Source organism: Streptomyces gilvus, from assembly GCF_022513565.1.
Classification (GTDB): domain Bacteria; phylum Actinomycetota; class Actinomycetes; order Streptomycetales; family Streptomycetaceae; genus Streptomyces; species Streptomyces gilvus.
In genome coordinates, this window is record NZ_JAKWBE010000003.1 from 125,166 (window position 1) to 147,865 (window position 22,700).

Below are 22,700 nucleotides of genomic sequence, written 5' to 3' on the forward strand. Positions count from 1 at the left end.
CGACGGCCAGGTTGTACAGACCCACTAGTACCTCTCGTTCGGATAGCCAAGCCGCTCGATCTTCTTGTAGAACTGCTGGTCGTTGGTCATCAGTGGTATCCCGTCCTGCATGGCCGAGTCGAGAACCTCCGCGTCACCCGGTTTGATCTTCATCGGGTTCTTCTTGGTTCCGAACGAGGCCACCGTGTCCTGGATGTTCTTGACCCCCTCCGAGGTGTGAGCCGGTCCGATACGGCCGCCTCGCTCGCCCAGCCACTGCATCACCTCGGCGTGCGGGATCGACTTGATCTCGGAGAGCGACATGGGCGAGATCACCGGAGCCCGACCGGCGAGTGCCACGTCGACGTCTGCCTTCTTGCCCTGCTTCAGCGCGCTGATCACGACGTTGGTGTCCACTGCCACCTCGGCCTTCTTGATCTTCTTCGTGCCCGCGCTCGTGTCCGCCTTGGTGGCGTCACCCGAGTCGGACTTCTTCTCCGCACCGTCGCCCTTCTTGCCCCCGGACTCCCCCTTCTTGGCGTCGGGAGCGTCCTTGGCCTTGGCCGGCGGAGCGGGTTCGGGCTTGGGCTTCGGCTTGGGAGTCGTGGGCGGAGTGACGTTGTCGACCGACTTCGCGGCGTCCTTGACCTTGTCCGCGGCCTTCACGGTGTCTGTGGCGGTGTCGACGGCATCGACAGCCTTGTTGACGTACTTCGCGCCCTTGGCCACGCTCGCGCCATAGCCCACGATCGGGATCGCGGAGGCGTAGGACAGGCCTGCGTCGACGTAGTTGCCCTCGGCCGTGTACCAGAGGCCGTTGAGCAGGTCGGCGGGCTCACCGAAGCCAGGCACCAGGCCCGCGACGTCCAGCGCGCCGTGACCGATCGGGCTGATCCAGGACTCGCCCCACCACAGACCGGTCGGGTCAGGGAAGGACAGCGGATTGTTGCGACCGTACGTGTAGGCGTTCAGATGTTGCGGATCGGAGAGGTCCAGCAACGGGTCCACCGACACGAAGCGGCCACCGACCGGGTCGTACTCGCGGGCGCCGAGATGGATCAGCCCCGTGCTCGCGTCCGCGGTACCTCCGACGAACGACTTGTCGCCCGGCCATGCGCCCGCAGCTGGCTTGGTGCCACGCACCTCACCGAAGGGCAGGGTGCGTCGCTGGACCATTGCCGAGTCGGAGGCCCTGACGGCGAGTTCGGCCGTGCCGTTCTGACCGCCGATCAGCCAGGTGACACCCGCCGCCGTCCGCACCGCGACACGCTGGCCGCCGTGGGAGTAGTAGCGGGTCCCGGCCAGGGTGTTCTTCGCGGTGTCGAGCCGGATCTCCTGAGCACCGAGGTAGAGGGTGACGGCGCCCTTTTCCTTGCGGAGCAGTCGGTCACCGTTCGCGTCGTAGACGAAGGACGTCCGGTCGGAGTCGGCGAGCGTGCCGTTGACGTACGGCGTGACAGCCGTGAGGTGGTCCTCGTCGTCCCAGTCCAGCTTCTGGTCGAGTCCTGGCGAGAACGCCGTCGCCTGCTTGGTGCGACGGGTGGTGTTGCCCACCTCGTCGTACTCGTAGGACTGGGTGGCCGTGTCCTGCGAGCCGGAAGCGATCGTCTCGGCGGACTTCAGGGCGTGGGTGTGTGCCGCGCCCGTGCCACCCGGGGTGTACGTCGTGGTCTGCGCGACGGCGGCCGCGCCCGTCGTGCCGGTTGCATGACGGGTCTCACCTGTACGGTTGCCCGCCGTGTCGTACTCGTAGGAGTGCCAGTACGCTGCCGGACCGCCGATCGTCGCCTCCCCTGCGCTCGCGGCGCAGGTGGTCGCGGTCTGCGTCCACGCTTCGGTCAGCCGGCGCAGGTAGTCGTACGTGAAGCACTGGACGTCGGCCGGTTTCCCTTCCGGAGTGTCCGCGATTTTCTTGATGTTGCCGGCTGCGTCGTACCCGTAGGAGATGTCCGAGTCGGGGGTCTTGACGATCTCCCGGTCGATGCGGGCGTGCTCCAGGCGCCGGGTGCCCTCCTCGTAGGTGTTGGTGAGCCACGTGTACTTGTCGGAACTGGCGGTACCGAGCGTGAGCTGGAGGAGTTCGCCGTAGTTGGAGTATCGGGTCTCGCGGGCGTAGTCGGTGGTGTCGCCCAGAGTGAAGGACGGCAGGCCGGTGGCCGTGTAGCCCGTGGTGACGGTCTCCGCGGGCAGGTCACCGGCGGCCGGCAGGTCGACGGCGTCGACCGCGCCGTCCGGCTTGTAGGAGGCTGTGGTGGTGTAGGTGCCGGCCAGCTTCCCCTCGACGGCGGGGATGGTCACCGATGTCTTCGTCGGCCGCCCGGCCGCGTCATATGCGTCGACCGACGAGGTGTAGCCGTTGCCGCCTGCCCACTTGGTGGCAGAGGCCAGTCGACCCTTGCCGTTGGGAACGGTGGCACTGTCGTACTCCCAGGTCGTCAGCTTGGTGTCGCCGCTGTAGAGCGAGCGCTGGCGGCCGAGCTTGTCGTAGTTGTAGGAAAGGGTGATACCTCGGTCGTTCCTCACCGTCTTGAGCTGGTCGAGGTCGTTGTACGTCATGTGGGAGGTGCCGGAGTCCGGGTCCTTGGCCAGGATCTGGCGGCCGCGGACGTCGTACTCGTATGACCAGACGTTGCCGGCCTCGTCTTTCACCTCCGTCATGCGGCCGGCCCGGTCGTAGGAGTAGCGCGTGGTGTCCGCGTCACCGGTGGGCGAGTCCGCTTTGAACTGCAGGAACTTGGTGGTCTGTCCCTGCGCGTTGGTGTACGTCGCGGAGGCGGTGTCACCGGCCGGCGGGTCGACCCTGGTGTGGTCTCCGTGGTAGGTGACCTTCGTGCGCGACTTCTCGGTGCCCGCGACCCTGAGAACGGCGTCCGTGGGCCGCCCCGCCCCGTCGTACACGGTCTCCGTCTCCCGAGGCGTCCCCTCGGAAGCGTCCGCCACTCCCACGAACGTCGTGCCCACGGCCGCCGAGTTGTAGAACGGGCCGATCTCCTTGACGGCCAGGCCACGGGAGTCGTACTCGGTGGTGGTCACGACACGGCCGGAGTTGGCGGCCGGGGTCTGGGACTGGCGCTCACGCAGCAGGCCGTCGCTCAGCTGATGGCTCGTGGCCACCGAGCCGTTCGGCAACAGGGACTTGGTGGTGGTGACGACCGGGCCGTTGTTGCGGACCAGGTAGGCGTACTCCAGGCTCGGGGTGTCCGAGGCCTTCGCGCGGCCCGGGAGCCAGACCTTCAGCAGTCGGCCGAGGGCGTCGTACTGCAGGTCGGTGCGCTGCTTGTTGGCGTCGACCGTGGCGGTGACCAGACCCCAGCGGGGGTCGACCATGGACGTCGTCGAGTTGCCTGCCGGGTCGGTGACCTTCATGCCGGTCACCGGGCCGCCGGTCGTCGGCGTGTACGCCGTCTTCGTCGGGTTGCCCTGCTGGTCGGCGGACTCGGTCACCCGGCCGTGGATGTCGTACTTCGCGGTCGAGGTGGTGACGTACTGCGGGGTGCCGTCCGTCGCGTAACCCTTGACCTTCTCGCTGCGGACCACGTCGCCCTTGGTGGGCGTGGTGCCGTAGGTGTCGGGGTCGTCGTACCAGGTACGGACGTCGCTGATCGCCTCGCCCTTGAAGGACGGCGGACCGTCGTCGCACGCCACCGGCACGACCGTCACCCGCTTCAGCAGCGTCAGCAGGTTCGCGTCGGTGTTGCGGTTGTACGTGTTCGTCGTGCAGGTGTCGTCGTCCGGGTCGGACAGGTCACCCGAGTCCGAGGAGCGCTCCAGCATGCCGTAGGAGTCGTAGAAGTGCTCGATGGCGGCGCGGCGGACCTTGCCGTCGTCCAGGGCGGTGCGGGTCTTCGTCGACTTCACGGCCGCGTACGTCGCCTCGTCGGCGCCCTCCGTCGCCGTCGGGGCCGACTTCCAGGGCGTGCTGACCGTCCCGGAGATCTCGTCGGCGCCGTTGAACGTGCGCTGTTCCAGCTGGAAGCCCTGGTGGCGGGCGTCGTCGCGGACCTTGGTGCCGTCGGAGGCAGTGACCGAGACCGACCTGGTGCCGCCGGACTCCTTCTCCCGGTCGCCGTCCATGCCCTGGAGGTAGGTGGTCTCGGTGCGCAGCTGCTTGCTGTCCGCGTCACCCGTCTTCACGGTCACCTTGCGGAAGCCGCGCCACTGGTTCCAGGTCTTCTTCTTGGTCTTGACGAGCTCGCTGTCGTCGAAGGCCCAGGCGGCGCCCGAGTAGTCGTAGGACGTGACCTTGTTGGGACCGGTGACCGTCACCTCGTCCTCGACGACCGTGTCGACGACGAACTTGTGGAACCAGTCCTCCTTCTCCCCGACCGTGCCCTCCTTCGACCAGAAGGACGGCATGCAGCGCTTGGTGTTGGTCTCGGGGGTGGGGAGGTTGGACGGCGTGCAGTCGGTCGGCTTGTAGTTGACCGAGATGGTGCCGCCGGTCTCCGACTGGATTGCGCGGATGCGCCACTTGTACATCGGCAGGCGGTCATCGGCGCCCGTGTCCACGCGGTTGGCGTCCTGGCGCTCGTAGAAGGTGACCTTCGGGAGCTTGTTCGCGCCGTCCTTGCCGGAGTGCGTGATGGACTCCAGCCAGAGGGACGGGGAGTGGGTGGTGTCGGCGCTCTGGTACTTGTGCGCCAGCTCCCACTCGTCCACGTCCGTGTAGGTCTTGCCGTCGGAGCCCAGAACCTGGGTGGTGACCTTCGTCAGGCGCTTGCGGGTGAAGAAGGTCGGGGACCACTGGTTCTTGCACTCGGTGTCGGAGGTGCAGATCTGCTCGAACGGCACGTCCGGCCAGCGCTTGGCGGTGGACTCCTTCAGGTCGCCGGGCTCGCAGTCGGCGGCCGCGCCGGTGCAGCGCTCGGCGGTGGTGAAGACGACCTGGGCGGGCGCGGCTGTGGCGTTCTCCTTGCCTTCCTGCTCGCCGTACTCGACGCGCTTGAGGTAGCCGCCGCGGTCGTAGGAGACGACCTTGTCGCCGCGCACGGTGTCGTACTTGTTGGTCTCGGTGCCGTAGTAGTACGTCATCGTGTTGCCGTGCACGTCGACGACGTAGTCGAGGTTCCAGCGCCAGGACTGCTGGCAGCGGGACTCCTTGAAGGTGTCCTTGTGGCAGGGCTCGTCCTTGTCGTCGCCGAAGACCGGGACCTCCCAGGAGGAGCCCGTGTACTCGGTGTCGGCGGCCTCGCGCTTGCCCTTGCCGAAGTAGTAGCGGGTGCCGTCGGTGGTGGTGACGACCCAGTATTCGCCGTTGTCGTCGGCGTTGAAGCCGCCGGTCCTGCGCTCGATCGTGGTGCCGTCGTCCTGCTTCAGACGCCACTCGTTCGCCGACTTCTTGACCAGCTCACCCGCCCGGCCGCCGAAGTTCATGGTGGCGTTGTCGGAGTGCCAGCACAGGTCGTACTTCTGCGAGCCGGCCTCGTCGTGGCCGTCCTCGGTGCAGGAGCGGTAGGACCGCTCGATGTACCCGGCGCTGAGGTCGAAGCCCTCGCCGACCCAGGACGTCTGGTTGTTGCTGGAGGCCGTACGGCCGTCCGTGGACGCCGAGTTGTAGGCCAGGCCCAGCTGCGGCGACGGGCCCGCGATCGCGGGCGGGACCCGCAGCGGGTACTGCCAGGTGAACGCACCCGTCTGGGCCGCCACCTGCCAGGACGCCGAGGGCGCGAGGGAGGTCGCGGTGTAGGAGCCGGAGCCGCCGGAGGGGGCGGCGGAGACCGCGAGCAGCGGGGCCGCAGCGCCGATGCCGGCGGGGACGTTGGCGGTGAGTTTCCGGGCGCGGACGTCGTTGCTGGTGCTGAGGGGGGTGACGCCCTGACAGGCGGCCGCCTTCGGTGTGGTCCGCGCGCAGGCGGGCAGCTGGACCAGCCGCAGCCGCTGCGCCCAGTCACCGCCGTAGGCCTGGGCGAAGGAGGCGTAGTCGACCTGTACTGCCACCTTGCCGGGCGCTGCGGTCTTGCGGCCGTCCGCGCGCGTGACCTTCAGGAGCAGGCCGTCGATGCCCGCCTTGCGGGCGGCGGCGTGACCGAGCAGGTCGACCTTGGCCCGGGTCGGGGAAGTCGCCTTCGCCGAGCGGGAGTTGGGGGCGGCCAGGCGGACGGGCAGACCGCCCGCGCGGATGCCGCTACGCGCGCCGGATCCGTCGAGGGCGACGGTGGCGCTGCCCGGCTTCGGCCAGGACGCCTTCGGGGCACGTGAACTGCCGTACCCCGCAAGGTGCTTGAGCGGGGTGACCTGGCCGCCCTCCTCCACCACGGGGGTGGAGGGCACGTCCTGGGTCTTGGGGCGGCGCTGCTCGCGGGCGTCGTCGTCGCCGAGTGCGGGGGCCGCCTGGAGCAGGGTCAGGGTCAGGGCCGCGGACACCGCCGCGGCCAGGTGTTTCGCCCACTTATGGGCGTGATGTCTCCGTGTCGAGCGCATACGCGCTCCCCTCCCGTGTGATGTGGGGTGCCCGGGCGTGGGTGGATGTCCGACGCCCGGGGCGAAGCAGGCCGTGGTCAGCGGCCGCTAGTCGTTCGCCAGCCGGTAGATCTCCGCGCCGGACAGCAGCCCGGGCACCAGCCGTACGTCGTCGATGTCGCCGGCGAAGAAGTCGTGCCACTCGCCGTCGTAGAGGGCGCGTCCGACGTTGAGGCCCTTGGTGGCGTTCCAGACGTCGGTGACGGTGGCGGCGCCCTGTTCCTCGCCGTCGACGTAGAGCGTGAACTTCCGGGCCGCGGGGTCGTACGTCCCCGCCAGGTGGGTCCACTTGCCCACGACCGGTGGCCGCTCGCTGCTCGCCATGGCGCGGACCAGGTCGGTGGAGCCCGCCGTGTCGGAGACGTGCCGGCCGAAGATCCAGCGCTTGTAGTACGTCGAGTAGTAGAGCGCGAACCCGTTGCCGTGGGCGCCTGCCTGGCTGACCACCGCGATGTTGGTGTTCAGCGAGGTCGGCCGCACCCACGCCGAGACGGTGAACGCCTGTCCCGTGTGGACGGCGGAGGCGGCGGTGGCGTAGTCGCTGCTGCCGTTGAAGCGCAGGGCCTTGTCGCCGGGCTCGGTGGCGGAGTGGTTGCCCGCGACCCAGTCGGCGCCCTTGACGGTGAGGTCGCGGTCGTGGCCGGAGGTGTCGGGGGCGGTGGCGCCGGAGGTCTGGTCGAGGCCGTAGACGGCGGCGGCGCAGGTGTCGGCGAGGGCGTCGGGGCAGGCACGGTCCGCGGTGAACACGTACTTCTCCAACGGGCCGCGGTTGCCCGCCTGGTCGACGCTGCGGACGTAGAGGACGTTCGGCCCGAAGGTGGAGGTCGGCACCTCGATGCTCGCGTCACCGCCGAGGCTCGCGGGTGTGGCCTTGCGGCCGGGGGTGTCGCTGCCGAGGTCCCACTCGTAGTACTCGACGTCGTTCTTGAAGACCGGGTCGGAGTTGCCGTTCGCGGAGAGGGTGAAGTGCCGCCTGGCGCCCACCGGGAGGTCGGCCTCGCCGTCCGCCGGTTTCGCCAGCGGCTTGGTGTCGGGCCGTTCGGTGTCCACCACGAACTCGCACCAGTCGGACCAGTCCGAGTAGCCGGAGTCCTTCAGCTTGCCGGTGGAGCCGTCGTAGAGCTGGGCGTGCCACTTGTAGCCGTGGCCGTGGGTGAGCTCCCTGACGGGGATGTTCTTCTCGAAGACGCCCTCGTTCTGCGGACCGTCCTTGCCCTCGTAGACCATGGGCCGGCCGTCGACCTGGTCCCAGACGCGGAAGGTGGCGGTGAGGTTCTGGCCGGTGCCGTCGCTGTAGGAGTCGGCGTCGGTGCCGTTGACCGCCATGGTCGGGGTGTCGTCACGGATCCACGGGCGCTTGGTGTTGTCCGTGGTGCAGGTCTTCTCCTCCGGGTTGGTCAGCCGCTCGTTGTACGGCTTGCCCGGGGTGGTGTTGTACGTGACCACGAGCTTGGCGTTGTCGCCGCGGAACCGCTTCCAGGAGTTGGCGTCGTCCTCGTCGGCGGCCCGCAGCGAGAAGGCGATGGGGTCCTCGGCCTTGGCCTTCTTGCGGACGGTGGCGGTGAGGTTCTCGTTGCTCTCGTCCGGGTTGTCCTGGAAGTCGACCCAGCTGGGCGGCGCGTCGGGGCTGCAGCTGTCGCCGCGGCCGTAGGCCACCGTGCGGTCGACCATCAGGTCGCCGTCCTTGGGCTTGTTGTTCCAGTTGGTGGCGGAGTCGACCCCGCCCTCGGCCACCGCGTGCAGGTTGACGGTGCTCTTCTGGCAGGAGAAGGAGAAGGTCTCGTAGACCTCGAAGACCGCCTTGGAGATCGTGCGGTTCTTCCACCCGGAGGTGTCGAACTGGAAGTACATGCGGTTGGTGTAGGGCGAGGAACTGCACACGTAGTACGTGCCGCCGATCGACGCGTACGAACAGCGCCCGACGCCCTCGTCCTTCTTGAACTTGTGGAACTCGGTGCTCGGGTGGGCGCTGGAGACGTACAGCCACTCGCTCTTGGACATGCCGGCCTCCGGGTCGAGGTAGACCGGGAAGTCGGTGTCGGCGGCGGCCAGGACGGAAGCGTCGGGCTCGACGGTGACGGCGGACGCGGTCACGTCCAGGCCCATGTCGGCGACCTTCGCGGCGGCGTCGGGCGCGGCCTCGACCGGGGCGCCGGAGCCGGAGGCCGGCACGGCGTCCGCCGGGACCTCCTCGGCGGCGGTGGCCGAGTCCCACATCTTGGGCGCCTGCCCGCCGAAGAGCCGCTCACCGGAGGCGTCGACGGCCTGCAGCCCGCCGGCCGGACCGGCGGTCAGATCGAGGCCCTCGGACCGTACGGGCAGCCGCAGCCTGGCCAGCTCCGGATTGTGCGCGGCCTCCGGCGTCTTCACCTTCAGGACGTACGAGTACCCGGTCACCGTGGCGCTCGCCAGCAGGTCGACGCCCGGCAGCACCTCGCGGTACTCGGCGGTGTCACCGTCCAGGACCGGCTCCGGCAACGGCCTGGGCCAGCGCAGGGTGAACGACCTGCCCTCGTCGCCCAGGGTGATCAGATCGGTCGAACCGCCGCCCGCGAAGGCCAGGTCGACGACCGCGGCCTTCGGGCCCACGGTGCCGTCGGCCCGCCGCTCCAGCGTGGCGTCGGCCTTCTCCCAGCCGCCGTCGGCGCGCCGCACCCGCTGCGGCTGGACACTGGTCTCACTGGTGAAGCTGCCGTCCGGGTTGGCGAAGACGAGCTCGTCCTCGGTACGGCGCTGAACGATCTCCACCGGTTCCCCGGTGTCGGCGGCCAGCTCGAACGCGGCCGCCTCGGCCGAAGCCGACGCCGGCGGCGTGCTGCCGGCCGCACCGGCCGGACTGGTGACGGCGGGCAACGCGCCCAGGACCACGGCGCCGCCGAGCAGCACGCCGAGCGTCCGGGCAGCACGAAGCCGCCGGAACCAAGGGTTGGTCATGCCCTTGTCTCCCCCCGGGCTCTCCCCAGAGCCCGCTATGAAATTGATGTGCCCATGCTGTGCAGCAGGGACGGGGGAAACCTATGGGACTTCCTTTACCGAATCAAGGGCGTTTCAGGAGAATTACAGATGCGTCGCCGCGAACATCCGCAGCACCGCCGGGAGTACGACCACCGACGGGCCCGGTGCCCCGAGGGCCTTCGTCAGGTCGGATTCGAGGGTCTCCGGGGTCGTGCGGATGCCCGGGACGCCGAAGGACTCGGCGAGGGAGACGTAGTCGGGGCGGGTCAGTTCCGTCGCCGTCGCCTGGCCGAAGGCGTCCGTCATGTACTCGCGGAGGATGCCGTAGCCGCCGTCGTCGACGATCAGCCAGGTGACGTTCAGGTCGTACTGGCGGGCGGTCGCCAGCTCGGCGACGGAGTACAGGGCTCCGCCGTCGCCGGAGACCGCGAGGACCGGGGTCGTCGGATCGGCGGCCGCCGCGCCCAGGGCAGCGGGGAAGCCGTAGCCGAGGCCGCCGGCGCCCTGCGCTGAGTGCATGCGGTTGGGCCCCTTGGCGTCGAAGGCCGACCAGGCCCAGTACGCCAGGATCGTCATGTCCCAGAAGGACGGGGAGTCGGCGGGGAGCGCCCTGCGGATCGACGCCAACACGTCCTGCTCCAGGGTGAGTTCCTGGGCCGCGATACGGTCGGCGACCTGCGCCAGGACCGCGCGGACCCGCTCGGGCGCCCCGGTGTCCTCCCTCGGGGACACCGTCTCCAGCAACGCCTGCAGCGCGAGGCGCGCGTCCGCGTGGATGCCCAGCGCCGGGTGGTTGGACTCGAGCTTGCCGAGGTCCGCCTCGATCTGGATCAGCCGGCCACGGGGCTTGAACGTGTGGTAGTTGGAGGAGAGTTCACCGAGGCCGGACCCGACCACCAGCACGACGTCGGCGTCCTCCAGGAAGTCCGTGGTGTGCCGGTCCTCGATCCAGGACTGGAGGGACAGGGGGTGCGTCCACGGGAACGCGCCCTTGCCGCCGGGAGTCGTGACGACCGGCGCCTGAAGCGTCTCGGCGAGCCGCCTGAGCTTGCCGGAGGCGTCCGCGCGGACGACTCCCCCGCCCGCGATGATCGCCGGGCGCAGCGCGTTGGACAGCAAGTCGGCCGCCACGGCGGTGAGTTCGGGGCGCGGGGGCAGGTCGTCCGGGGTCGCGTCCACCGCCGTGACCACCGGGACGGGCGTCTCGGCCAGCAGCACGTCCTGCGGGATCTCCACCCACACCGGGCCGTGCGGGGCCGTCAGCGCCGACTTCCAGGCCGCCGCGATCGCGGACGGGATCTGGGACTGGGTGCGCACGGTGTGGACGGACTTGACCACGCCCCGGAACGAGGCCGCCTGGTCCGGGAGTTCGTGCAGGTAGCCATGGCGGCCGCCGCCGAGCCCCGCCGTCGGGACCTGGCTGCTGATCGCCAGTACGGGCGCCGAGGCCGCGGCCGCCTCCTGGAGCGCGGCGAGGGAGGTCAGCGCGCCCGGTCCCGTCGACAGCAGCAGCGGGGCCGCCTCGCCGGTGATCCGGCCGTACGCGTCCGCCGCGAACCCCGCGTTGTTCTCCACCCGCAGACCGATGTACCGCAGGTCGGAGCGGCGCAGCGCGTCGAACATGCCGAGCGCGTGCTGGCCGGGCAGCCCGAAGACGGTCGTCGCGCCGAGCCCGGCCAGCGTCTCCACGACCAGGTCCCCGCCGTTGCGGCCGGGGGGAGGGTTGAGCGCGGCCTCCGTCTGGGCGGGCGTCGGGCGGAGTTCCAGGTCGTGGTCGTGGGTCACTTCGCGCGGGCCTCGGCAATCTGGCGGGTCATGATCGTGGTCAGTTCGTACGCCGTGTGGGACGCGGCCACCGACGTGATCTCCGCGTGATCGTACGCCGGGGCCACCTCGACGACGTCGGCGGAGACCAGCCGGCAGGAGGCCAGGCCGCGCAGGATCTCCAGCAGCTCGCGGGAGGTCATGCCGCCCGCCTCGGGGGTGCCGGTGCCGGGCGCGTGGGCCGGGTCCAGGCAGTCGATGTCGATGGAGACGTAGAGGGGGCGGTCGCCGATGCGCTGCCGCAGCTGGTCGGCGACCTCGTCGGCGCCACGGCGGTAGACGTCCGCCGAGGTGACGATGCCGAAGCCCATCTTCTCGTCGTCGGTGAGGTCCTGCTTGCCGTACAGCGGGCCGCGGATGCCGACGTGGGAGAGCGCCGAGGTGTCGAGGATGCCCTCCTCCACCGCCCGGCGGAACGGCGTGCCGTGCGTGTACTCGGCGCCGAAGTACGTGTCCCAGGTGTCGAGATGGGCGTCGAAGTGCAGCAGCGCGACCGGGCCGTGCTGCTTCGCGACGGACCTCAGCAGCGGCAGCGCGATGGTGTGGTCGCCGCCGAGGGTCATCAACCGGGCGCCGGTGCCGAGGAGTTCGTCGGCGGCGGCCTCGATCGTCTCGACGGCCTCGTTGATGTTGAACGGGTTCACCGCGATGTCCCCGCCGTCCGCGACCTGGGCGAGGGCGAACGGGGACGCGTCCTGCGCCGGGTTGTAGGGCCGCAGCAGCCGGGACGCCTCGCGGATCGCGTTGCCGCCGAAGCGGGCGCCCGGCCGGTAGGAGACACCCGAGTCGAACGGCACCCCGACCACGGCGACATCGGTACGCCCGACCTCGTCGAGGCGGGGCAGCCGGGCGAAGGTGGCGGGCCCGGCGTACCGCGGAACACGGGAGGAGTCGACGGGGCCGCGGGGCGTCTCGTTGCTGCTCATGGGGTAATGCCTTCTTTCCTACGCTTCATCGCGTATGTACGACTCTACTGGGACCCCGGGCTAGTTCGAATAAAGATTCGATGTCTCGGCGGTCGCGTCCACCGCATCCGCCCGCACCGCAAACAGCCGGCCCCTGTGAAAGTAGACAGACGGAAAGCGGCCGAGAATTAGACGTTTTGTACAGCACGGCGCGACAGAGTGAAGGAAACGTCCACGACGCCTGGCACACCCAGGGGTGCCTGAATCACCGCTGAGCGCCATTCGGCTCCTCGTCGGCCTGGACGGCGCGTCGCACAACGGCGACCAGCCAGGAGTTCAGGGAACGGTCGTCCGCTTCGGCCGCATCCCGAGCCTTTTCGTGGAGATCGTCAGGGAGTCTGAGATTCACATGCTTCATGGTCCCATTCTTGAGCTAGATTGGGACCATGTCCAGGTTCCGCATGTACCCGACGTCGCAGCAGGAGCAGCAAATGCTCACGCACTGCACGCACGCCCGGTATGTGTGGAATCTCGCCGTCGAGCAGCACTCTCACCAGCCGTTCGAGCGCCCGTGAACCTCAACCCACGTGGGTTGGAATCCCTCTTTTTTGAAAGAGAGGGAGGATGTCAATGGGCGCACACCTCGGATAAGTGGATAGGTACGACGGCTCACCGACCCTGAGTACGTGACCCATGTCCCAGCGTGCGGGACACCAGGGACCGGCGCGGGCGGCTGCCTCACAATGGGACACATGCCGATACCCGGGACTCCCAGCCGCGCCGAGCTCGTCGACCACCTCGTCAGGACCCGTATCGCGGGCGACGTCGCGACGCCCCGCGAGAACAATCTCAGCCACTACCGCAGGCTGGCGAACGGCGACCGCCACTACTGGCTCGGTCTGGAGCTCGGCGACCGCTGGAGCGACGAGCAGGACGTGCTCGCGGTGATGGCGGAGCGGGTCGGCGTGAACGACGACCCCGAGTACCGGTACGGCCAGGACACCATCGACCCCGAGCTGACGGTGGCCGCGCTGGAGCGGCTGGCGGGGCGGCTGCGCAAGGCGGCCGAGGGGCAGCAGCGGGTTCTGTTCGCCACCGGCCACCCGGGCGGCCTGCTCGACGTGCACCGCGCCACGGCCAACGCCCTGCGCACCGCCGGCTGCGAGATCGTCGTCATCCCGGAGGGGCTGCAGACGGACGAGGGGTACGTCATGCAGTTCGCGGACGTGGCGGTGCTGGAGCACGGCGCCTCGCTGTGGCACACGCACTCGCCGGAACCGATGAAGGCGATCCTCACGGCGCTGGAGCGGGAGGGCCGCCCGCTGCCCGACCTGGTGGTCGCCGACCACGGCTGGGCGGGGTACGCGGGACAGCACGGGGTCGACTCGGTCGGCTACGCCGACTCCAACGACCCCGCCCTCTTCCTCGGCGAGTCGGAGGGAACCCTGCAGGTCACGGTCCCCCTCGACGACCACGTGGTCAGCCCCCGGCACTACGACCCGATGACCGCCTACCTGCTGGCGGAGGCGGGCCTGGTCTGACGGCCCGCCGTCGTCGTCATCGGGGGACCCGGACCACGCCCTCCTGGATCACCGAGATCGCCAGCCGCCCGTCCTGGGTGTAGATGCGGGCCTGCCCGAGGCCCCGGCCGCCGTACGACGAGGAGGACTCCTGGTCGTACAGGAGCCACTCGTCGGCGCGGAACGGGCGGTGGAACCACATGGCGTGGTCAAGGGAGGCCCCCACCACGTCACCCACCCCCCAGCCGCCGCGGCCGTGCGCGAGCAGGACCGAGTCGAGCAGGGTCATGTCGGAGACATAGGTGGCGAGGACGACATGGAGGAGCGGGTCGTCGTCGAGCTTGCCGTTGGTGCGGAACCAGACCTGGGAGTGCGGCTCGCGCGGCTCGCCGTACTTCCCGTACGGCGGCTCCTCGACGTAGCGCAGGTCGATGGCCTCCCGCGCCTCGATGAACTTCTCCACGACGCCCGGGTCGAGGTGGTCGTAGCCGCGCAGCCGCTCCTGCGACGTGGGCAGGGTGACCGGGTCGGGCGCGGACGGCATCGGGGCCTGGTGGTCGAGGCCGTCCTCGTACGTCTGGAAGGACGCCGACAGGGAGAAGATCGGCCGGCCGTGCTGGACAGCGACCACCCGGCGGGTGGTGAAGGAGCGGCCGTCGCGGATGCGCTCGACGGTGTAGACGATGGGCGCGCCCGGGTCGCCGGCCCGCAGGAAGTACGCGTGCAGGGAGTGGGCGTGCCGGTCCGCGGGGACCGTGCGCCCACAGGCGACCAGCGCCTGGGCCGCGACCTGCCCGCCGAAGACGCGCGGGACGACGGCGGACCGGGACTGGCCGCGGAAGATGTCCTCCTCGATCTGCTCGAGGTCGAGCAGATCGAGGAGGTCCTGGAGTGCCTCGTTCATGGCACCTTTTCTACGGGCCGGTAATTGCGGGGGCCTTACAGGCCCATGTCCTTCGCGATGATCGTCTTCATGATCTCGCTGGTACCGCCGTAGATGCGGTTGACGCGGTTGTCCGCGTACAGGCGGGCGATCGGGTACTCGTTCATGAAGCCGTAGCCGCCGTGCAGCTGGAGGCAGCGGTCGATGACGCGGTGCGCGACCTCGGTGCAGAACAGCTTGGCGCTGGCGGCCTCGGCCGGGGTGAGCTCACCGGCGTCGAGGGCCTCCAGGGCACGGTCGACGACGGCCTCGGCGGCGTCCACCTCGGCCTGGCAGGCGGCCAGTTCGAACTTGGTGTTCTGGAAGGAGGCGACCGGCTTGCCGAAGACGGTGCGCTCCTGGACGTACTGCTTGGCGAACCGGACGGCGGCCTTGGCCTGCGCGTAGGCGCCGAAGGCGATGCCCCAGCGCTCGGAGGCGAGGTTGTGGCCGAGGTAGTAGAAGCCCTTGTTCTCCTCGCCAAGCAGGTCCTCGACCGGGACCTTGACGTCGACGAACGCCAGCTCGGCGGTGTCGGAGGTCTTCAGGCCGAGCTTGTCGAGCTTGCGGCCGACGGAGTAGCCCTCGGACTTGGTGTCGACGGCGAACAGGGAGATGCCGAAGCGGCGGTCCTCGGCGGTGGGCGCCGAGGTGCGGGCGCAGACGATGACGCGGTCGGCGTGCACGCCACCGGTGATGAAGGTCTTGGCGCCGTTGAGGACGTAGTGCGTGCCGTCCTCGGAGAGCTTGGCGGTGGTCTTCATGCCCGCGAGGTCGGAGCCGGTGCCCGGCTCGGTCATCGCGAGGGCCCACATCTCCTCGCCGGTGACGAACTTCGGCAGGTAGCGCTTCTTCTGCTCGTCGGTGGCGAGCATCTTGATGTACGGCAGGCCGAGCAGCACGTGCACGCCGGAGCCGCCGAACTGGACGCCCGCGCGCGCGGTCTCCTCGTACATCACGGCCTCGAACTTGTACGAGTCGATGCCGGCGCCGCCGTACTCCTCGTCGACGCGGATGCCGAAGACGCCGAGCTCGGCGAGCTGGTAGTAGAAGTCGCGCGGCGCCTGGCCGGCCGCGAACCACTCGTCGTAGACCGGGACGACCTCGGCCTCGATGAAGGCCCGGAGGGTCTCCCGGAACGCCTCGTGATCCTCGTTGAACACCGTACGGCGCACCGCCGCCACCTCCAGCTGGCTCAAGGGTCCATGTCTAAGCGCTTGCTCAGACCATAAAGGTACCGGCGAGTACGTTCACCCGTCCAGGGGAGTCGGACCGTAACGCTCGTCACGCCGTCGCGGAGGAACGGAGGCGGCGCACCAGGGCGCCCAGGAAGGCGGCGTTCGCGAGGGCGGAGACGGCGACGACCGCCACGTAGGCCGCGCCGAAGGCCCAGCCGTCCACGCCCTCCGGGGTCAGCAGGAGCACCAGGCTCTCCGGCGCGGTCAGGATCATGGGCACGACGGCGGACATCGAGGCGTCCGCATGGGACACGAACAGGGTGTCGACGCCGACGAAGACCAGCGTGACGGCCACGACGGCCAGGTAGGTCCGGGAGATCCAGTTGTCCAGGGAGTGGCGGAACAGGTCCATGGGAGAGCCCTTCGCAGTCATGGTCGGGTCGACTGCTCCACGATCACCCGCCGGCGGGTCGCCCGGCATGAGTACGACGACTCATCCGCCCCTGGGGACGCGGACGCACCGTCACTGGGTACCGGCCGCCGCGAACGCCCCCCGCGCCATCCGGTGCAGCAGCCGCGCGGTCGCGCCCCGGCCCGGCAGGGAGCCCGGGCGGCCCAGGTGCGGGGTGGAGTTGAGCAGCCCGAAGACCGAGTGCACGGCCGAGCGGGCGGCCGGCTCCGCGAGCCCCGGGTAGACCTCGCGCAGCACCTCCACCCACAGCTCCACGTACTGCCGCTGGAGCTGGCGGACCAGCTTGCGGTCGCTGTCCCGGAGGCGGTCCAGCTCGCGGTCGTGCAGGGTGATCAGGGGGCGGTCGTCGAGCGCGAAGTCGATGTGCCCCTCGATGAGCGAGTCGAGGACCGCCTCCGAGGCCACCCCGTCGGCCTCTTGCAGCCGCCGTTTCGCCCCCGTCAGGAGCTGTCCGCTGATGCCGACAAGCAGCTCGGCGAGCATCGCGTCCTTGCCCGCGAAGTGACGGTAGAGGCCGGGGCCGCTGATGCCGACGGCGGCGCCTATCTCGTCGACCCCGACCCCGTGGAAACCGCGCTCGGCGAACAGCCGCGCGGCCTCCTTGAGGATCTGCTCGCGGCGGGTGGGGGCGTCGGTTCTGGTGGCCATGGAGGCAATTCTAGACAGGGAAGTTAGCGGTCGTTAACCTGGAGGAAATGGTTAACGCTCATTAACAGTCGATCACTGGGTGAGGGGACCGCAAGGATGCACGAGGCACCGGAGCTCCACAGCGCGGCCGACCCCGCGTCGGAGGCCTGGCGGGCCAACGAGGAGGCGCACCGGGCGCTCGCCGAGGAGCTGCGCGGCAAGCTGGCCGCGGCCCGGCTCGGCGGCGGCGAGAAGGCGCGGGCGCGGCACACCGCGCGCGGCAAGCTGCTGCCGCGCGACCGGGTGGACACGCTCCTCGATGCGGGTTCGCCGTTCCTGGAGCTGGCTCCCCTGGCCGCCGACGGGATGTACGAGGGGGCGGCCCCGGCGGCCGGTGTGATCGCGGGGATCGGGCGGGTGAGCGGGCGCGCGTGCGTGGTCGTCGCCAATGACGCCACCGTCAAGGGCGGCACGTACTACCCGATGACGGTGAAGAAGCATCTGCGCGCCCAGGAGGTGGCCCTGGAGAACCGGCTGCCGTGCGTGTACCTGGTCGACTCCGGGGGCGCCTTCCTGCCGATGCAGGACGAGGTGTTCCCGGACCGTGAGCACTTCGGGCGGATCTTCTACAACCAGGCGCGGATGTCCGGCGCCGGGATCCCGCAGATCGCGGCGGTCCTCGGCTCGTGCACGGCGGGCGGGGCGTACGTCCCGGCGATGAGCGACGAGGCCGTGATCGTGCGCGACCAGGGCACCATCTTCCTGGGCGGCCCGCCCCTGGTGAAGGCGGCCACCGGCGAGGTCGTCACGGCGGAGGAGCTGGGCGGCGGCGAGGTCCACTCCCGCATCTCCGGTGTGACGGACCACCTGGCCGAGGACGACGCGCACGCGCTGCGGATCGTCCGGAACATCGTCGCGACGCTCCCCGCGCGCGGGCCCCTGCCCTGGGAGGTCGTGCCGTCCGTCGAGCCCAAGGTCGACCCCTACGGCCTCTACGGCGCCGTCCCCGTGGATCCCCGCACCCCGTACGACGTCCGCGAGATCATCGCGCGCGTGGTCGACGGTTCGCGGTTCGCGGAGTTCAAGGCGGAGTTCGGGCAGACCCTGGTGACCGGCTTCGCCCGGATCCACGGCCACCCGGTCGGGATCGTCGCCAACAACGGCATCCTGTTCTCCGAGTCCGCGCAGAAGGGCGCCCACTTCATCGAGCTGTGCGACCAGCGGGGCATCCCGCTGCTGTTCCTGCAGAACATCTCCGGCTTCATGGTCGGCAGGGACTACGAGGCGGGCGGCATCGCCAAGCACGGCGCCAAGATGGTGACGGCGGTGGCCTGCACGCGCGTGCCGAAGCTGACGGTCGTCGTCGGCGGCTCGTACGGCGCGGGCAACTACTCGATGTGCGGCCGGGCCTACTCCCCCCGCTTCCTGTGGATGTGGCCCGGCGCCAAGATCTCCGTCATGGGCGGCGAACAGGCCTCCTCCGTCCTCGCCACGGTCAAGCGGGACCAGCTGGAGGCGCGCGGCGAGGAGTGGCCGGCGGAGGAGGAAGAGGCGTTCAAGGCGCCGATCCGGCAGCAGTACGAGCGTCAGGGCAACGCCTACTACGCCACCGCCCGCCTCTGGGACGACGGCGTGATCGACCCGCTGGAGACCCGGCAGGTGCTGGGCCTCGCGCTGACCGCCTGTGCCAACGCGCCCCTGGGTGACCCCCAGTTCGGCGTCTTCCGGATGTGACGGGGAGGGAACCCATGTTCGACACGGTGCTGGTGGCCAACCGGGGCGAGATCGCCGTCCGGGTGATCCGGACGCTCCGCTCGCTGGGCGTGCGCTCGGTGGCCGTCTTCTCCGACGCGGACGCCGACGCACGGCACGTCCGGGAGGCCGACACGGCGGTACGGCTCGGCCCGGCGCCGGCCGCCGAGAGCTATCTGTCCGTCGAGCGCCTGCTGGAGGCCGCCGCCCGCGGCGGCGCGCAGGCGGTGCATCCGGGATACGGCTTCCTCGCGGAGAACGCGGCCTTCGCGCGCGCGTGCGCCGACGCGGGGCTGGTCTTCATCGGACCGCCCGCCGAGGCCATCGCCCTCATGGGCGACAAGATCCGCGCCAAGGAGACCGTACGGGCGGCCGGAGTGCCGGTCGTCCCCGGCGGACGCGACCCCGAACTGGCCGAGGCGGCCCGCGCGTTGGGGGCGCCCGTGCTGCTCAAGCCGTCGGCCGGCGGTGGCGGCAAGGGCATGCGGCTGGTGCGGGACCTCGCCGTGCTGGACGAGGAGATCGCCGCCGCCCGCCGTGAGGCACGGACCTCCTTCGGCGACGACACGCTGCTCGTGGAGCGGTGGGTGGACCGGCCCCGGCACATCGAGATCCAGGTGCTGGCCGACGGTCACGGGAACGTCGTCCACCTCGGTGAGCGCGAGTGCTCGCTGCAGCGCCGGCACCAGAAGGTCGTCGAGGAGGCGCCGAGTGTGCTGCTCGACGAGGAGACCCGGGCGGCGATGGGCGAGGCGGCCGTCCAGGCGGCCCGCTCCTGCGGCTACCGGGGCGCGGGCACGGTGGAGTTCATCGTGCCGGGCGGCACTGTGCCTGCCGGGGGGACACCCCCCGAACCCCCCGTCTCGTCGTTCTACTTCATGGAGATGAACACCCGCCTCCAGGTGGAGCACCCGGTCACCGAACTGGTCACGGGCCTGGATCTGGTGGAGTGGCAGCTGCGGGTGGCGGCGGGTGAGCGGCTGGCCTTCGGGCAGGACGACATCGCGCTGACCGGGCATGCGATCGAGGCCCGCGTGTGCGCCGAGGACCCGGCGCGCGGCTTCCTCCCCACCGGGGGCACGGTGCTCAGGCTGGCCGAGCCCCAGGGCGACGGGGTCCGCACCGACTCCGGGCTCAGTGAGGGCACGGAGGTCGGCTCGCTGTACGACCCGATGCTGTCCAAGGTGATCGCGTACGGGCCGGACCGCGAGACCGCCCTGCGCAAGCTGCGGTCCGCGCTCGCCGGGACGGTCACGCTGGGCGTGCAGACCAACGCGGGATTCGTGCGGCGGCTGCTCGCGCATCCGGCGGTGGTGGCGGGCGAGTTGGACACCGGGCTGGTGGAGCGCGTGGTGGACGACCTGGTCGCCACGGACGTGCCGGAGGAGGTGTACGAGGCCGCCGCCGCCGTACGTCTTCAGGCGCTGAGGCCGCGCGGGGAGGGCTGGACGGACCCCTTCTCGGTGCCGAGCGGCTGGCGGCTCGGCGGTACGCCCAAGCCTGTCGCCTTCCACCTGCGCGTCCAGGACCCCGTCGCGTACGTGCCGCGCGGCACCCACACCGTCACCGACGACACCGTCACCGTGACCCTCGACGGCGTCCGGCACACCTTCCACCGGGCCGGCGAGTGGCTCGGCCGGGACGGCGACGCCTGGCAGGTGCGCGACCACGACCCGGTCGCCGCGTCCCTCACGCGCGCGGCGCACGCGGGCGCCGACTCGCTGACCGCGCCGATGCCGGGGACGGTGACGGTCGTGAAGGTGGCCGTCGGGGACGAGGTGAGCGCCGGTCAGAGCCTGCTGGTGGTGGAGGCGATGAAGATGGAGCACGTCATCTCCGCCCCGCACGCCGGCACGGTCGCCGCACTGGACGTCACGCCGGGCACGACGGTCGCCATGGACCAGGTGCTCGCGGTCATCACCCCGCTGGAGAACTCGGCAGAGGAGGCGAAGTGACGCTCCCCATGGTCGTACCGGCCCAGGACCTGCCCCCACGGGTGCGGATCCACGAGGTCGGCGCGCGGGACGGGCTGCAGAACGAGAAGTCGACGGTGCCGACGGAGGTGAAGGCGGAGTTCGTGCGCCGACTGGCCGACGCGGGACTGACGACGATCGAGGCCACCAGCTTCGTGCACCCCAAATGGGTGCCCCAACTCGCGGACGCCGAGCAGCTGTTCCCGCAGATCTCCGGCCTGCCCGTGGACCTGCCGGTGCTCGTGCCGAACGAGCGCGGCCTGGACCGCGCCCTCGCGCTCGGCGCCCGCCGGGTCGCCGTCTTCGCCAGTGCCACCGAGTCCTTCGCCAAGGCCAACCTCAACCGCACGGTGGACGAGGCGCTGGCGATGTTCGAGCCGGTGGTGGGGCGGGCGAAGGCCGAGGGCGGGCACGTCCGCGGCTATCTCTCCATGTGCTTCGGCGACCCGTGGGAGGGGGCGGTGCCGGTCGCCCAGGTCGTACGGGTGTGCCGGGCGCTGGTCGACATGGGGTGCGACGAGCTGAGCCTCGGCGACACGATCGGCGTGGCCACCCCGGGGCACGTGGTGGCCCTGCTGACCGAGCTGAACGAGGCCGGCGTGCCCACCGCCTCCCTCGGCGTGCACTTCCACGACACCTACGGCCAGGCCCTCGCCAACACCCTGGCCGCGCTGCGGCACGGCGTCACCACCGTCGACGCCTCCGCCGGCGGGCTCGGCGGCTGCCCGTACGCCAAGTCCGCCACCGGCAACCTCGCCACCGAAGACCTCGTGTGGATGCTGCGGGGTCTCGGCATCGACACCGGAGTCGACCTCGGCCGCCTCGTCGCCACCAGCGTGTGGATGGCCGACCACCTGGGCCGACCCAGCCCGTCCCGCACCGTCCGCGCCCTCTCCCACCAGGAGCAGTGATCACAGCCATGGACTACCGACTCTCCCCCGAGCTGGAGGAACTCCGGCGCACCGTCGAGGAGTTCGCGCACGAGGTGGTGGCGCCCAAGATCGGCGACTTCTACGAGCGGCACGAGTTCCCGTACGAGATCGTCCGCGAGATGGGCCGCATGGGCCTGTTCGGGCTGCCGTTCCCGGAGGAGTACGGCGGCATGGGCGGCGACTATCTGGCGCTGGGCGTGGCCCTGGAGGAGCTGGCCCGCGTCGACTCGTCGGTCGCCATCACGCTGGAGGCCGGAGTCTCACTGGGCGCGATGCCGCTGCACCTGTTCGGCACGGAGGCGCAGAAGCGGGAGTGGCTGCCCCGCCTCTGCTCGGGCGAGATCCTCGGCGCCTTCGGCCTCACGGAGCCGGACGGCGGCAGCGACGCCGGGGCCACCCGTACGACGGCCCGCCTCGACGAGGCGACGGACGAGTGGGTGATCAACGGCACCAAGTGCTTCATCACCAACTCCGGTACGGACATCACGGCGTTGGTCACGGTCACGGCGGTCACCGGCCGCAAGCCGGACGGCAGGCCGCTCATCTCCTCGATCATCGTCCCCTCCGGCACCCCCGGCTTCACGGTCGCGGCGCCGTACTCGAAGGTCGGCTGGAACGCCTCCGACACACGGGAGCTGTCCTTCTCCGACGTCCGGGTCCCGGCCGCGAACCTGCTGGGCGAACAGGGCCGCGGCTACGCCCAGTTCCTGCGCATCCTGGACGAGGGCCGCATCGCGATCGCCGCCCTCGGCACCGGGCTCGCGCAGGGCTGCGTGGACGAGTCGGTGAAGTACGCCAAGGAGCGGCACGCGTTCGGGCGGCCGATCGGCGCCAACCAGGCGATCCAGTTCAAGATCGCCGACATGGAGATGAAGGCCCACACGGCCCGTCTCGCCTGGCGGGACGCGGCCGCCCGTCTGGTGTCCGGCGCGCCCTTCAAGAAGGAGGCGGCGCTGGCGAAGCTGTACTCCTCGACGGTCGCGGTGGACAACGCCCGTGACGCCACCCAGATCCACGGCGGCTACGGCTTCATGAACGAGTACCCGGTGGCCCGGATGTGGCGCGACTCCAAGATCCTCGAGATCGGCGAGGGCACCAGCGAGGTCCAACGGATGCTGATCGCACGGGAGTTGGGGCTCGCGGGGTAGCGGGCGGCCGGGAGGCGGAGCGGACCGCCCTCTGGACATCAGATGAGGTTAGGC

The 22,700-nt window shown here is 70.4% G+C and carries 15 protein-coding genes; 6 read left to right on the plus strand and 9 right to left on the minus strand.

The genetic code is table 11. From position 1 onward, the window contains the following. Positions 1-24: 24 nt before the first annotated feature. From MKW14_RS07050 to MKW14_RS07070, 5 genes are all read right to left on the minus strand, one after another. Complete coding sequence (locus tag MKW14_RS07050) at positions 25-6,399, minus strand: RHS repeat domain-containing protein (RefSeq protein ID WP_240859870.1); 6,375 nt, start codon at positions 6,397-6,399, stop codon at positions 25-27. An 87-nt stretch (positions 6,400-6,486) separates the two neighbouring features. After that, positions 6,487-9,372: a LamG-like jellyroll fold domain-containing protein gene (locus tag MKW14_RS07055; RefSeq protein ID WP_240859873.1), complete on the minus strand. Its 2,886-nt coding sequence runs from the start codon at positions 9,370-9,372 to the stop codon at positions 6,487-6,489. Between the two features lie 123 nt (positions 9,373-9,495). Further along, positions 9,496-11,178, minus strand: coding sequence for a thiamine pyrophosphate-binding protein (locus MKW14_RS07060; RefSeq protein ID WP_240859875.1), 1,683 nt, complete (start codon positions 11,176-11,178; stop codon positions 9,496-9,498). Beyond that, on the minus strand, positions 11,175-12,143 hold the full coding sequence (gene speB / locus MKW14_RS07065) for an agmatinase (RefSeq protein WP_240859877.1): 969 nt from the start codon (positions 12,141-12,143) through the stop codon (positions 11,175-11,177). Before speB ends, MKW14_RS07060 begins: the two co-directional genes overlap by 4 nt. Before the next feature lie 244 nt (positions 12,144-12,387). Further along, positions 12,388-12,540, minus strand: a complete 153-nt coding sequence (locus tag MKW14_RS07070) for a YlcI/YnfO family protein (RefSeq protein ID WP_240859878.1) — start codon at positions 12,538-12,540, stop codon at positions 12,388-12,390. Positions 12,541-12,583: 43 nt separating this feature from the next. Between MKW14_RS07070 and MKW14_RS07075 the strand changes: the two genes are divergently transcribed. Continuing rightward, entirely contained in the window at positions 12,584-12,697 is a 114-nt protein-coding gene (locus MKW14_RS07075) for a helix-turn-helix domain-containing protein (RefSeq protein WP_276618813.1), read from the plus strand. Positions 12,698-12,874: 177 nt separating this feature from the next. Further along, positions 12,875-13,663 carry a phosphatase gene (locus MKW14_RS07080; protein WP_240859879.1) on the plus strand — a complete coding sequence of 263 codons (789 nt, stop codon included), beginning with the start codon at positions 12,875-12,877 and terminating at the stop codon, positions 13,661-13,663. 16 nt (positions 13,664-13,679) lie between these two features. Here MKW14_RS07080 and MKW14_RS07085 read toward each other — a convergent pair whose 3' ends face one another. The 4 genes from MKW14_RS07085 to MKW14_RS07100 form a co-directional block, all read right to left on the minus strand. After that, positions 13,680-14,546 carry an acyl-CoA thioesterase gene (locus MKW14_RS07085; RefSeq protein ID WP_240859880.1) on the minus strand — a complete coding sequence of 289 codons (867 nt, stop codon included), beginning with the start codon at positions 14,544-14,546 and terminating at the stop codon, positions 13,680-13,682. A 35-nt stretch (positions 14,547-14,581) separates the two neighbouring features. Next, positions 14,582-15,739, minus strand: coding sequence for an acyl-CoA dehydrogenase family protein (locus tag MKW14_RS07090; protein ID WP_240860455.1), 1,158 nt, complete (start codon positions 15,737-15,739; stop codon positions 14,582-14,584). A 109-nt stretch (positions 15,740-15,848) separates the two neighbouring features. After that, a complete protein-coding gene (locus MKW14_RS07095) occupies positions 15,849-16,175 on the minus strand; it encodes an SCO4225 family membrane protein (RefSeq protein ID WP_240859881.1) in 327 nt (108 codons plus the stop codon). A 90-nt stretch (positions 16,176-16,265) separates the two neighbouring features. Continuing rightward, positions 16,266-16,862, minus strand: coding sequence for an SACE_7040 family transcriptional regulator (locus MKW14_RS07100; RefSeq protein WP_240859884.1), 597 nt, complete (start codon positions 16,860-16,862; stop codon positions 16,266-16,268). A 96-nt stretch (positions 16,863-16,958) separates the two neighbouring features. Between MKW14_RS07100 and MKW14_RS07105 the strand changes: the two genes are divergently transcribed. From MKW14_RS07105 to MKW14_RS07120, 4 genes are read left to right on the plus strand one after another with little or no spacing between them, the layout of a single operon-like run. Continuing rightward, on the plus strand, positions 16,959-18,575 hold the full coding sequence (locus MKW14_RS07105; protein WP_240859886.1) for a carboxyl transferase domain-containing protein: 1,617 nt from the start codon (positions 16,959-16,961) through the stop codon (positions 18,573-18,575). A gap of 14 nt (positions 18,576-18,589) precedes the next feature. Beyond that, positions 18,590-20,548 (plus strand): acetyl/propionyl/methylcrotonyl-CoA carboxylase subunit alpha, encoded by a 1,959-nt coding sequence (locus MKW14_RS07110; protein WP_240859888.1) that lies wholly within the window; start codon positions 18,590-18,592, stop codon positions 20,546-20,548. Continuing rightward, positions 20,545-21,477: a hydroxymethylglutaryl-CoA lyase gene (locus MKW14_RS07115; RefSeq protein WP_240859889.1), complete on the plus strand. Its 933-nt coding sequence runs from the start codon at positions 20,545-20,547 to the stop codon at positions 21,475-21,477. Before MKW14_RS07110 ends, MKW14_RS07115 begins: the two co-directional genes overlap by 4 nt. An 8-nt stretch (positions 21,478-21,485) precedes the next feature. Then, complete coding sequence (locus MKW14_RS07120; protein ID WP_240859891.1) at positions 21,486-22,646, plus strand: acyl-CoA dehydrogenase family protein; 1,161 nt, start codon at positions 21,486-21,488, stop codon at positions 22,644-22,646. The last annotated feature ends 54 nt before the right edge of the window (positions 22,647-22,700 follow it).

What these genes read in the sequence shown, in the direction of transcription:
- MKW14_RS07050 (WP_240859870.1), bottom strand. Translation starts at nt 6,399, where the DNA reads ATGCGCTCGACACGGAGACATCACGCCCATAAGTGGGCGAAACACCTG.
- MKW14_RS07055 (WP_240859873.1), bottom strand. Translation starts at nt 9,372, where the DNA reads ATGACCAACCCTTGGTTCCGGCGGCTTCGTGCTGCCCGGACGCTCGGC.
- speB (WP_240859877.1), bottom strand. Translation starts at nt 12,143, where the DNA reads ATGAGCAGCAACGAGACGCCCCGCGGCCCCGTCGACTCCTCCCGTGTT.
- MKW14_RS07070 (WP_240859878.1), bottom strand. Translation starts at nt 12,540, where the DNA reads ATGAAGCATGTGAATCTCAGACTCCCTGACGATCTCCACGAAAAGGCT.
- MKW14_RS07075 (WP_276618813.1), top strand. Translation starts at nt 12,584, where the DNA reads ATGTACCCGACGTCGCAGCAGGAGCAGCAAATGCTCACGCACTGCACG.
- MKW14_RS07080 (WP_240859879.1), top strand. Translation starts at nt 12,875, where the DNA reads ATGCCGATACCCGGGACTCCCAGCCGCGCCGAGCTCGTCGACCACCTC.
- MKW14_RS07085 (WP_240859880.1), bottom strand. Translation starts at nt 14,546, where the DNA reads ATGAACGAGGCACTCCAGGACCTCCTCGATCTGCTCGACCTCGAGCAG.
- MKW14_RS07095 (WP_240859881.1), bottom strand. Translation starts at nt 16,175, where the DNA reads ATGACTGCGAAGGGCTCTCCCATGGACCTGTTCCGCCACTCCCTGGAC.
- MKW14_RS07100 (WP_240859884.1), bottom strand. Translation starts at nt 16,862, where the DNA reads ATGGCCACCAGAACCGACGCCCCCACCCGCCGCGAGCAGATCCTCAAG.
- MKW14_RS07105 (WP_240859886.1), top strand. Translation starts at nt 16,959, where the DNA reads ATGCACGAGGCACCGGAGCTCCACAGCGCGGCCGACCCCGCGTCGGAG.
- MKW14_RS07110 (WP_240859888.1), top strand. Translation starts at nt 18,590, where the DNA reads ATGTTCGACACGGTGCTGGTGGCCAACCGGGGCGAGATCGCCGTCCGG.
- MKW14_RS07120 (WP_240859891.1), top strand. Translation starts at nt 21,486, where the DNA reads ATGGACTACCGACTCTCCCCCGAGCTGGAGGAACTCCGGCGCACCGTC.